The sequence below is a fragment of the Pontibacter litorisediminis genome, from assembly GCF_029360645.1.
Taxonomy (GTDB): Bacteria; Bacteroidota; Bacteroidia; order Cytophagales; family Hymenobacteraceae; genus Pontibacter; species Pontibacter litorisediminis.
In genome coordinates this window covers 442,020-454,257 of sequence record NZ_JARDUA010000003.1, presented here as the reverse complement: position 1 = coordinate 454,257, position 12,238 = coordinate 442,020, and the positions used below count along the sequence as shown (strand labels likewise).

The following is a 12,238-nucleotide window of genomic DNA, read 5'->3' as shown; positions in this document are numbered from 1 at the left end:
CAGCCATATCACTATAAAAATAAAAGTTGTATAAAATCTCCATGTTTCATGAAACCAGACAAAGAGAACTCAAGACGGGACTTTCTAAAGAAGTCTGCCTTTGCATTAGCCTCCTTTACCATTGTGCCGCGCTTTGTGTTGGGTGGGAAAGGCTATGTCCCCCCTAGCGACCAGCTAACAAAAGGCGTAATCGGGGTGGGGGCCATGGGCCGTAACCACTTCCCTTACGCCGATACAAGGGTAGTGGCCGTCTGTGACGTAGACCAGAATCACCTGAAGAAAGCGGTGGACATGCTGGGCAAGGGCGTGAAAACCTTTACCGATTACAGGGAATTGATCCAGATGCCGGAGGTGGATATTGTGCATATCGCCACCCCGCCGCATTGGCACGGCATTATGGCTGCGGATGCGGCCCGCGCAGGCAAGGACATCTGGTGCGAAAAGCCAATGACCAGGACCATTGGCGAGGGCAAGCGCGTGGTGGAGGCCGTGCAGCAGCATGGGCGCATTTTCCGCCTCAACACCTGGTTCAGGTTTGATGATGTCTTCTACGGCATGGGGACTGAAGTGAAGCCCATCAAGAAACTGGTGGATAGCGGCCTGCTCGGGTGGCCTCTGAAAGTGACCGTCGGCCGCGGCACCGGCTATGACTGGAAATTTTATTGGGTGGGCCAGACCAACCTGGAGCCGACGCCTGTGCCACAGGAGTTGGATTACAACATGTGGCTTGGCCCTGCCCCCTACAAGCCCTACAACCCGCACCGCGTACACGGCACCTTCCGTGGCTACTGGGACTACGATGGCGGCGGCCTCGGCGACATGGGGCAGCATTACCTGGACCCTATCCAGTACTTCCTGGGCAAAGACAACACCAGCCCGGTCTCCGTGGAGATTGACGCGCCGCAGCAACACGCCGATGCCGTAGGTACCTGGCGCAGGATTACCTATACTTATGAAGATGGTTGCCAGATCATTCTGGATGGGGAGGGCAAGGAGGAAAACATCCCTTACATCGAGGGCCCTAAGGGCAAGCTCTACCCGGGCTTCCGCTCCGATATTCCTGACCTGAGAAGGAAGTTAGCCGCCTTCCCTGATCCCGAGCCTCAGGTAACGGACTTTGTGCAGGCCGTGAAGAACCGCCAGAAGTTCGCGCTGAATGAGGAAAATGGCCACCGCTCCTGCACGCTTGTCAACATGGGGCTGGCCGCCCTGCGCCTGGGGCGCTCCCTCAAGTTCGACCCCGTAAAACAGGAGTTCATCAACGACGAGGGCGCCAATCGCTTGGTTTACCAACCAATGCGCTCCGACTGGACACTGGTGTAACTGCTTTTCTTAGAACTTAATAGCACTCTTTTATTGGTTAGAATTATACTGCGCTAACATCATGAGAAAGATATCATTCGTGCTCCTCGCCTTGCTAATTTTAAGCAACGGCGTTATGGGGCAACGCAAAAACGATCAACGGACCCTATCAACGAAGATCGCTGACTTGCTGGCAGAGCTGCCGGCAAGAGACGAAAAGCACCTGGAGGCAAGTATGGCAGGAATTGCTGCCATGGGCGAGGAAGGGATCCTGCAAATGGCCGGCATGTTGTCGGCACCTGGCAAAGGAGATAATACAAGTATAGAATACGCCTTGGGCGGTTTCTCCACTTACGTTATGGAGTCGGAGCGAGAGGATTGGAGGAAAATGAGTGCCAATGCCTATTGCAAGGCCCTTCAGAGCGCCGGGCATGAGGAGAACAAGGCCTTCTTGATCAGGCAGCTACAAATGGTTGGAGACAATGAAACCGTTGCTTGCCTGCAAGGTTACCTGGGCGATGGGCGCCTCTGCGGTCCTGCCGCCAGAACCCTGACAAGTATAAACAGCCCCGGCGCCAGCCAGGCGCTCCTGCAGGGCCTGCAAAATGCGCAGGGCGATTGCCAGTTGGCACTGGTAGAGGCCTTAGGCGATACCCGCCATGCCGCAGCTGTGCCAGCCTTAACGCCCCTGGCCAGCAGCCAGGATGAAAAGCTGCGCAAGCTGGCCCTCTATGCCCTGGCCAACATCGCAGATCCGGCTGCCGAGGCCGCTCTGGCCAAAGCGGCGGAAGAGGATAACTACAAATTTGACAAAGATAACGCCGTTGCCGCCTACCTGCTGTATGCCAAGCGCCTGGCAGAAAAGGGGCAGCCGGAGCAGGCCCTGCGCATTGCCCAATCGATCTTAGGTAAAACTGCTACGGATGAGCAGGTGCACACGCGCACGGCAGCCCTGAAACTTTTGAGCGACATTCAGAAAGAACAAAGTATGCCGCTTCTGGTAAACGCAGCAGGCGATGCGAATAAAGAATACCGCGCTGCCGCCCTGAAGTTTGCCGGGCCATACCTGACAGCAGACAACACCTCGCTGTGGGTAAACAAGCAAAAGAAAGCCGATGCCGCCGTACAGGCCGAGATCATCACCATGCTGGGCAATAACGGTGCGAAGGGCGCCCTGCCGGCAGTGCAAAAAGCATTGAAGAGCAAAGAGGAGCAGGTAAGGCTCGCCGCCATAGGTGCAGCCGGTAAGCTGGGGCAGGAAGAAGCCTTGCCCTCCCTATTGAAAGCCATGCGCAAAGGTGGTGAACAAGAAGCCATTGCCGTTAGAAACGCTCTTTTGATCATGAAAGGCGATGGCATGACGGATAAAGTCTCACAGGCCTTGCCGAAAATGCCGGCAGTGGCGCAGGCAGAGCTGTTAGCGGTACTGGGTGCCCGCGGGGAGAACAAAAGATTCCAGGAGGTGCTGCCTTACGCCAAGCATAAAGATGCTGCCGTGCGCATGGCTGCACTGGAGGCCCTTGCCAACATCGCCAGCAAAGAGAACCTGCCGCAGTTATTTAACCTGCTGAACGAGACATCACGGCCGGAAGAACTGGAGGCGGTGCAAAAAGCCGTTGTGGCCGCCGTAGGGGACTATGAAAACCAGGCCGAAAAGGCAAAACTGGTGCTGCAGAAGATGAACGAGGCGCCTGCAGAAAAGCGATCTGCTTACTTTAACATACTGGCAAGTATAGGCGGAGACCAGGCGCTTCAGGCCGTTGCGCAGGCTTTCCAAAACGGAGATGCAACTACAAAAAAGGCTGCCTTGGCAGCGCTATCGCAATGGTCGGATGTAAGTGCGGCCAATGAATTGTATCGTATCAGCGCAGGCAATACAACCTACCTGGACCAGGCACTGAAAGGGTATATCCGCACCGTGAGCCTATCCAAGTATCCGGCGCCGCAGAAGGTGCTGCTGCTTCGTAAGGCCATGGAGGTAGCCCAAACCACCGAGCAGAAGCAGCTTATCCTCTCGCAAGTAGGCAGGAACAGAACCTTCCCAGCGCTGGTATTTGCCGGAAAGTACCTGGATGAGCCCGCTTTGCAGCAACAGGCGGCGCATGCGGTCATGAACATCGCTTTGTCCAGCACGGATTTTCAGGGAGACGTGGTGCGGGAGTACCTGAACAAGACAATGCAGGTGCTGCAGGGGCCGGACAGTGAATACCAGAAAGAGTCGATGCGCAAGTTCCTGGCGGAGATGCCGCAAGGAGAGGGCTTTGTGCCGCTGTTTAACGGCAAAGACCTGACCGGCTGGAAAGGCCTGGTGGAAAATCCTATTGCGCGGGCAAAAATGGACAAGAAGACCCTGGCCCAAAAGCAGCAGCAGGCCGATGAGCAGATGCGCAAAAGCTGGCTGGTGGAAAACGGCGAACTCATCTTCACCGGCAAGGGCGATAACATTGCCACCGTTAAGCAATATGGCGACATTGAGATGTTCGTGGATTGGAAAATCTTCGATGACGGCCACAAGGAAGGCGATGCCGGCATTTACCTGCGGGGCACACCACAGGTGCAGATCTGGGACACTTCCCGGGTGGATGTAGGCGCACAGGTAGGCTCAGGCGGCCTGTACAACAACAAAGTACATCCAAGCAAGCCGCTGAAGGTAGCCGACAACCCGCTTGGCGAGTGGAACAACTTCCGCATCCTGATGCAGGGCGACCGGGTGACGGTATACCTGAACGGAGAACTGGTAACGGACAATGTGATACTGGAGAACTTCTGGAATCGCGACCTGCCAATTTTCCCTGAGGAGCAGATAGAACTGCAGGCACACGGCTCCAGGATAGCGTACCGCGATATTTACATCCGCGAGATCCCAGGCCCCAAGCCGTTTGAACTGAGCGCAGCCGAGAGGAAGGAAGGCTTTAAAGTACTGTTTGACGGTACCAACATGCACAACTGGCAGGGCAACACCACCGACTATACCATAGAGGATGGGGTGCTGGTGGTGCGCGAGCCCAAGTTCGGAAGCGGTGGCAACCTTTATACCAAGCAGGAGTACGGTGACTTTGTTTTCCGATTCGAGTTTAAGCTAACTCCTGGGGCTAACAATGGCCTTGGCGTGCGTACACCGCTCGAGGGCGATGCTGCCTACGAAGGAATGGAGTTGCAGATTCTGGACAATGACGCCGCCATTTACAGAGACCTGGAAGACTACCAGTACCACGGTTCCGTGTACGGCGTGCTTACAGCCAAGCGAGGAGCGCTGAAGCCAGTTGGGGAATGGAACTATCAGGAGGTGATCCTGAAAGGACCGAAGGTGAAGGTAACCTTGAATGGCACGACCATTCTGGAGGGCGATATTGCACAGGCCAGCAAAAACGGAACGCTGGATGGAAAAGAGCATCCAGGGCTGAAGCGAGCAAAAGGCTACATTGGCTTCCTGGGGCACGGCTCCACCGTTTGGTTCCGCAACATCCGCATCAAAGACTTGAGCAAGGACCAGAAGGTTTTGTAACAGGGCAAGTATAGTTTTCAGCTTACTGAAGGCCGGTACCCGCCGGCCTTCAGTTGCTTATAAGATTTAACGACATTTAGATAAGCAAGATGGCAAATATTAACACTTCCAAATTCGCTGGCCATACCTATGATGCCATCGTGATCGGGTCTGGGATTAGTGGCGGCTGGGCTGCTAAAGAGCTATGTGACAAAGGGTTGAAAACCTTGGTGCTGGAGCGGGGAAGAAATGTGGAGCACCTGAAGGATTATCCCACAGCAACCAAAGCGCCTTGGGACTTCCCGCACCGTGGCCGCCTGTCGCTGGAGCACCTGGAAGAAAACCCCATCGCCTCCAGGTGCTATGCCTTCCGGGAAGATGCCACTCATTTTTTTGTAAAGGACAAGGAACACCCCTACGTACAGGAAAAGCCCTTCGACTGGATTCGTGGTTACCAGGTGGGCGGCAAGTCGCTTTTGTGGGCCAGGCAGACCCAACGCTGGAGCAAGTATGATTTTGAAGGGCCCGCCCGTGACGGCTTTGCCGTAGACTGGCCCATCCGCTACGATGACATTGCTCCCTGGTACAGCCATGTGGAGCGCTTTGTCGGGATCAGTGGCAACAAAGATGGGGTGGATACTTTGCCAGATGGTGAGTTCCTCCCGCCCTGGGAGATGAACGTGGTTGAGAAAGCCATCCGCAAGCGAATCGTAGAGACTTACCAGGACCGCCATGTAATGATTGGCCGTTGCGCCCACTTAACCAAGCCTCAGGAAATCCACCACCAGCAGGGACGTGGGCAGTGCCAGGCCAGAACACTGTGCCAGCGCGGCTGCCCTTATGGTGGTTACTTCTCCTCTAACTCCTCTACCCTGCCCTGGGCTGCCAAGACCGGCAACCTCACCCTTCGTCCTGATTCGGTAGTACATTCTATACTTTATGATGAGAAAAAAGGCAAGGCCACAGGGGTACGCGTGGTGGACGCGCACACCAAGGAAGTGAAGGAGTACTTTGCCAGCATTATTTTTGTGAACGCGGCTGCGCTGAATACCAACCTCATCCTGCTGAACTCCACCTCTTCCCGGTTCCCGAGTGGCCTGGGGAATGATAGCGGCCTTTTAGGCAAGTATGTGGCCTTCCACAACTACCGCGGTTCGCTCTCGGCAAGTATGGAAGGTTATGAAGACAGCTACTACTACGGCCGCCGCCCTTGTGCGGTCATGATGCCGAACTTTAGAAACGTGCACAAGCAGGAAACCGATTTCCTGCGGGGGTACATGGTGTTCTACAGCGCCGGCAGGGGCAGAGCAGGCGCCGGCCCGAACGGCGAGCAGATTGGGGCGGCTTATAAAGATGCGCTGTCGGAGCCCGGAAACTGGGGTATCTATATGATGATGCAAGGGGAGACCATTCCGAAGGAAAGCAACTACGTTAGCCTGAGCACCAGCGAGAAAGACGCCTGGGGAGTCCCTTTGCTGCAGGTATCAGTTGGGTACGATGACAACGATGAAAAGTCCCTGAAGGACTTTTTGGTGCAGGGCGCAGAAATGCTGGATAAGGCCGGCTGCAAGAACATCCACGCCAATGACAGCAAACAGGCGCCAGGGCTGGATATTCATGAAATGGGCGGCGTCAGGATGGGCCACGACCCGAAGACCTCGCTCCTGAACAAGTATAACCAGCTGCACGCTTGTAAGAATGTGTTCGTCACCGATGGGGCCTGCATGAACTCCACCGGAACGCAGAACCCATCGCTCACTTACATGGCCCTGACGGCCCGCGCCGTAGACCATGCCGTGAGCGAGCTGAGGAAAGGGAATCTGTAAGTATAGGTACCTCCCCCGAAAAGAAGTATAAGACGTATAAACAGAAAACCACCTGCAGGTCTGCAGGTGGTTTTCTGTTTATACGTCATGTTATGCTATAACAGGACTAGAAGTATAAGATAGACTCGTCTAATACCCAGGATTTTGAGTAAGAGTAGATTTCCCGTTTACCGTTTGCAGGTCTATCTGTATTTGCGGGATTGGGAAGTACTCATTTTTTCCTGTAACGAAACTTCCTCCAGCTACATCTGGCAAAATTGCACCTTCGTAGCTGAAGAAGGCGTTTAGCTCCTCTGCGGCCTTACCCCAACGCACTAGGTCGAAGAAGCGGTGGCCTTCCAGGGCCAGTTCTAGTTTGCGCTCGAAGTATATTGCCTCCAGCGCCTGTTCTTTGCCTAGGCCTGCAAAGTAACCGTCCGGGTAAGGCGCCACGTTGTAATTGGCTGCTTCCTCGTTGGTAAAGCCGGCTGTGGGGTTTGCCGGATCTTTGTACTCATACACTTTGTTGACTGGCAGGGCGGCTCTGGCGCGCACCATATTCACGTACTCCTGTGCCTGAGCCAGGTTGCCTAACTGGGCCTCTGCTTCGGCTGCCATCAACAGCACATCTGCATAGCGGATCAGCACTACGTTAATGGCTGAGCCCGGTGCCCAGGAGCTTTGGTCTGAGTAGGTGTCTGCAGTAGCCTGCCAGTAAATGTGCTTTTTAGATGAGTATGGTCCGGCAGTGTTCTGCTCCCGAATCCAAGCCTGGCCAGGGTGGTAACCCCAATCTAGGAACGGAATATCACGGCGTCCAACAGTCCAGTCCAGGCGTGGGTCTACAGGTTGTGTGTCCGGTGTGAAATTTGCACCAGACGAAACCCCCTGATCGTTCTTCAATGGCTGTGCATTGTAGTTGTCCAGATAAGGAAGGCCCTGGCTGTTGGTGCGGTAAGAGTTTGCCAGGTCAAGGGTGGGCTGGAAAAAACCGCAGCAGCGGAATGGGCTGTTGTACGGATAGTTCAGCATTTCGCCCTGGTTGGCGTTTGAAATAGTACCGGTCCCGTCGTAAGCCACCATTTGTATGGCAAACACTGACTCCTTGTTATTTTCTGTCGCGGCGTCGAAGTTGTCCTTAAACTTATCAACCAGGCCATACTTCAGTCCATTGGTCGTAACGCCCTGGTTGATAACTTGATCAAACATGTTTTTGGCTTCTGCATACTTGTGCTGGTATAGATACGCTTTGCCAAGGTATGCCGCCGCTGCCCATTTGTTGGCCCTGCCAACCTGCGCCTGCGTGTTTGGCAGGTTATCCATGGCAAACTGAAAGTCAGCTACAATCTTTGGCCAGATGTCCTGGTCGTTTGGCTGGATAAAGTCAGTTGTCGTTTCGTCTATCCAAGGCACCATGTTGAACATCTTCTTCAACTCAAAGTAAAAGTGCCCGCGCAGGAAACGCGCCTCACCCTCAATCCTCTGCCTGTCTGCGTCAGAGATATCCTTGGCTTGCGCCAACAGCTTGAGCGTGGAATTAGCACGAGAGATACCCTCGTATAAAGCTTTCCATTTGGTGTTGAAGAAGCCGTTGCTAGGATCCGAGATAAAGGTGGCGATAGAGTTAATAGCAGGTTGGTCTGCGCCATCGCTGCCTTTGTGCGCCTCACCGCCGGCCACACTTCCGTAAATCCAGTTGGTAGGCGCTGCCTCCCATTGGCCGCCCCCGGCAATTGCGGCACCATTGCCCTGTCCATCCAGGGCAGCATAGGTACCGATCAGCAGCTTCTCGACACCCGCCTGATTGGCAATAATGTCTTCGCTTAAGCCGCCAATGGCTGGTTTTTCAAGGAAGTCCTCACTGCACGAGGTTGTTAGCTGCAAAGAGCCAACACAGACAGCGGCTAACAGTAACAGTTTATATCTTTTCATACTTTTCGAATTTTAAAGTCTTAAAACTAGAAGGACAGGTTCAGGCCAACCAGGTACTGGCGCACGTTAGGGTAGTTACCTTCGTCTATACCAAAAGCAACTGTGCTGCCCGATATCTCTGGATCTATTCCAGAGTAGTTTGTGATGGTAAACAGGTTAGTAGCCTGCAGGTACACTCTCAGGCTTCCGATGCCGTAGTTTTCCAGGATGCTCTTTGGTAAAGTATAGCCTAACTGCACGTTCTTGGCTCTCAGGTAAGAACCATCCTCCACAAAGTAGGAGTTAGGAACGTTGGCGGAGCTAAAAGATCCTTCTCGTTCCTGGATAGGGGCAGTGGCGTTGCGGTTCTCAGGCGTCCAGGAGTCATGCACGGCGGTTTTGCTCTTAGCTCCCCCAAAGTTCGGGTAGAAATCAGTCCACCACTTTACCTGGTTCCATATTTCGTTGCCCTGCGAGCCATACAGGAACATGCTAAAGTCAAAGTTCTTATAGTTGGCACCAATGTTCAGGCCGTAGGTAAAGTCCGGGTTCGGGTTACCAAGAATGGTTTTGTCATCCGGGGTGATGATACCGTCGCCATTGGTATCTGCATAGCGGAAGCGCCCAACCGCTACGTCCGACTGGTAAACAGCATTTGCATCGTCGGTGGCAGCCTGCGCCGCTTCGTTGGCAGCGTTAATCTCGGCCTCATCGTCCCAGAAACCCTCTATCTGGTAGCCGTAGAAGGAGCTCATGGCATCCCCTACACGGTTACGGATAATGTAGCTACCGTTAAAGCGACGAGACTCACGATCAAAATAAGCTGAACCATTGGATACTTTCAGAATTTCGTTGTTGTAAGTCGTTAAGGTTCCGGTGATATCGAAGCTAAGGTCGGAGGTTGCGTTAATATGACCTGTGATTGCCAGGTCCAGGCCGCTGTTCTTCATCTTGGCAATGTTCACAAACGGCCTTATCGCTGCTCCAGAAGTAGCCGGGAGCTCCGGGTCAAACAGCAGGTCGTCGATTACCTTGCGATAGTAGTCTGCTGTTATGTCTATTTTGCCGTTGAATAAGGTCGCATCGAAACCAATGTTGCTGTTGATGTTGGTTTCCCACTTTGCACCTGGGTAACCAATGCGCGACTGTCGGAAGCCTTCTACTGTGGTCTTATTGGTGCCATCTATATCATAGTATGTCAGGTTAGGATCAGCGCCATACAGGAAGAAAGCGTTCTCAGAGGCTACGTTCAATTGGTTACCCATCACGCCATAACCGCCACGTATCTTCAGGTCGTTAATCCAGCTGATGCCCTGCATAAAGCTCTCCTGTGAGAGGCGCCAGCCGGCACTAGCTGCCGGAAAGGTGCCATAGCGTGTGTCGGCTCCAAACCTGGATGACCCGTCGCGGCGGATCACGAACCCAAACAGATACTTATCCATCAGGTTGTAATCCAAACGTCCTATCAGGGAGTACAGCGCATCTTCGCCCCTTCCGCTAAAGCTGTTACGTGCCGTTGTTCCTGTGGAGAGGGTTGTGTAGTTCGGGTCGAAGGAGAAGTATCCCCTGGCTGTTCCGTTAACAAATTCCCAGTAGTTATTGTAGGCTTCAGTACCAACCACCACAGTTATGTTGTGCACATCATTGAAGTTCTGCTTATAGGTCAGGGTGTTGGTCCAGGTCCAGTTATAGCCACTGTTTGCATTTTGGTCGAACTGGCTAAACGAGTTGTTCTCCGCGTTCTCATACTCCGGAAAGGTAAAGGCACGGCTGTTGGTATTATACATCTCGCCGCCAAAGCTGGTGCGCAATGTAAAGTGCTGCAACAGGTCCGCCTCTGCGAACGCATTACCAAACAGGCGGCTGCTCAAGGCTCTGTTATTTTTAATTCTGTCGAGCTGTGCCACCGGGTTTCTGGCGTTACCCAGGCCACTGCCAAAGGAACCAGCAAAGTTACCCATGATGTCATACACCGGGATGATGGTCTGCTGGCGGTAAGCCATGTTGATCATGTTTTCGCCTCCGCCAACCATTCTGTTGTTAATAATGGAGTAAGAGAGGTTTTCTCCGATGCGTACCTTCTCAGAAAGGTTGTAGGTGCTGTTGGCCCTTACAGTGTATCGCTTATAGTAGGTGTTCTTTAAGGTGCCTTCCTGGTTAAAGTAATTGGCGCCAAAATAAAAGCTGCCCATATCGCCACCGCCACTCACGCCCACGTTGTGGCTGGTGATGGAAGCAGGGTTGAATATCTCGTCAAACCAGTCAGTCCCCTCCTTATTAGCCTTCACGATACGATAGAAAGAGCTTAATTCTGAACTTCCTCCGGTATAGAAAGGATTTACGGAATAAAGCGATGGGTCTACAGCCGGGTCACCTTCCATCAAGCCCGTCAGATTACCTGCCACCAGGTAATCAGGCAGCCTAGGTGAACTGCTGGGAGTATAGGTGCCATACAAAGGATCTATTGGGGTAGGGTTCTCTGGGTTCGGACTGTTTTTATATACCATCCACTTCAGGTCTGCCATCTCCTGCGGGTTAGCTAGGTTCCAATGGTTGCCTTCTGGCGGGCGTTGTGTGCCATAATAGCCGTCGTAGGTTACTTTCACCTTGTCCTTGCCTCTTTTGGTGGTGATGATGACCACACCGTTGGCAGCGCGGGAACCATAGATAGAGGCAGATCCGGCATCTTTCAGCACTTGCATCGTTTCTACATCGTTCGGATTCAGGTCACCGATGTTCTGGGTTGGCACCCCGTCCACCACGTAGAGCGGCGTGTTGTTGCCAAAGGTGTTAAAACCACGAATTCTAACTTGTTGCGACTCACCAGGTTGGCCCGAGCTGAGGACGGTTACACCGGCTGCTCTACCCTGCAGCATACTTGTAACGGTGGGCTCCGGCTGTTTGGTCATCTCGGACACGTCTACCACAGCCACGGCACCTGTCAGGTCTTTCTTCTCCTGCACCGCATAGCCTGTCACCACTACCTCCTGCAAGGCCTGCGCATCCGATTGCAGCGACACATTTATGCTCGACCGGTTATTGATCGGCACCTCCTGTGTTTTATAGCCTATAAAGGATACAACGAGGGTGTTGCTCCCTGATGGCACACTAATGGTAAAGTTGCCATTAACATCAGTAGCAGTTCCTACTGTGGTGCCTTTTACCACCACAGTGGCGCCCGGAATTCCCTCCCCTTCTTCACCCGTTATTCTGCCTTTTACTTCTGTCCCTTGCTGTATAAGCTCTTTCATAGCCCCGGGTTTATCTACCGGATAATAAAAGGAGGGAGGTGCTGACTCAGCCCGGAGAGGGCTGTGCAGCAGGCAAGCCACCGCGAGTACCGAAGCAAGCCCTTTTTCCCGTGATAAAATGCGCTCATGGTTGCACTTTGGGAGCCACCATGTACTAGAGTATCTCTGTTTCATATATAATATAGTTTGAGATTAGGGTAATCATACTCTATTGAAGGTACTAGCCAGCCAACGTAGCCGCTAAACACAATAGCGCCATAACCTGCATATGCCTTGCATATACTGGGCTTGGAGGGACCAGTAAAAGAAGTGAGGGGATGAAGTAGTGTTGTTACATAGGCATAGTGATTGACTACTTAATTACTAAATAAATTTATATATATACAAGCGTTATTTGATATAAGTTGCGGAGTACGCTTTGCTTTCTACTTACAGTGTGGTGTTGTGCGTGCGGTAGCCTAAGTGGTAAAATGCCGTGTGTCTTC

Annotated in this window: 5 protein-coding genes; 3 read left to right on the top strand and 2 right to left on the bottom strand. The window is 53.1% G+C overall.

The genetic code is table 11. The features are described from left to right. The first annotated feature begins 48 nt into the window (after window positions 1-48). The 3 genes from PXG97_RS11910 to PXG97_RS11900 all read left to right on the top strand — a co-directional run bounded on the left by PXG97_RS11910 (window position 49) and on the right by PXG97_RS11900 (window position 6,612). The gene (locus tag PXG97_RS11910; protein ID WP_276497971.1) at window positions 49-1,323 is read left to right on the top strand and encodes a Gfo/Idh/MocA family oxidoreductase; all 1,275 of its coding nucleotides are present in this window, start codon (window positions 49-51) and stop codon (window positions 1,321-1,323) included. Window positions 1,324-1,384: 61 nt separating this feature from the next. Then, entirely contained in the window at window positions 1,385-4,807 is a 3,423-nt protein-coding gene (locus PXG97_RS11905) for a DUF1080 domain-containing protein (RefSeq protein WP_276497970.1), read from the top strand. A gap of 89 nt (window positions 4,808-4,896) precedes the next feature. Further along, the gene (locus PXG97_RS11900) at window positions 4,897-6,612 is read left to right on the top strand and encodes a GMC oxidoreductase (protein WP_276497969.1); all 1,716 of its coding nucleotides are present in this window, start codon (window positions 4,897-4,899) and stop codon (window positions 6,610-6,612) included. Window positions 6,613-6,741: 129 nt separating this feature from the next. Here the strand turns inward: PXG97_RS11900 and PXG97_RS11895 are convergent, their stop codons facing one another. Further along, the gene (locus PXG97_RS11895; RefSeq protein WP_276497968.1) at window positions 6,742-8,523 is read right to left on the bottom strand and encodes a RagB/SusD family nutrient uptake outer membrane protein; all 1,782 of its coding nucleotides are present in this window, start codon (window positions 8,521-8,523) and stop codon (window positions 6,742-6,744) included. Window positions 8,524-8,549: 26 nt separating this feature from the next. Beyond that, window positions 8,550-11,753, bottom strand: coding sequence for a SusC/RagA family TonB-linked outer membrane protein (locus tag PXG97_RS11890; protein ID WP_276497967.1), 3,204 nt, complete (start codon window positions 11,751-11,753; stop codon window positions 8,550-8,552). Between the last annotated feature and the right edge of the window lie 485 nt (window positions 11,754-12,238).

Excerpts from the sequence above, each read along its gene's own strand:
- PXG97_RS11910 (WP_276497971.1), top strand. The coding sequence starts at position 49 with ATGAAACCAGACAAAGAGAACTCAAGACGGGACTTTCTAAAGAAGTCT.
- PXG97_RS11905 (WP_276497970.1), top strand. The coding sequence starts at position 1,385 with ATGAGAAAGATATCATTCGTGCTCCTCGCCTTGCTAATTTTAAGCAAC.
- PXG97_RS11900 (WP_276497969.1), top strand. The coding sequence starts at position 4,897 with ATGGCAAATATTAACACTTCCAAATTCGCTGGCCATACCTATGATGCC.
- PXG97_RS11895 (WP_276497968.1), bottom strand. The coding sequence starts at position 8,523 with ATGAAAAGATATAAACTGTTACTGTTAGCCGCTGTCTGTGTTGGCTCT.
- PXG97_RS11890 (WP_276497967.1), bottom strand. The coding sequence starts at position 11,753 with ATGAAAGAGCTTATACAGCAAGGGACAGAAGTAAAAGGCAGAATAACG.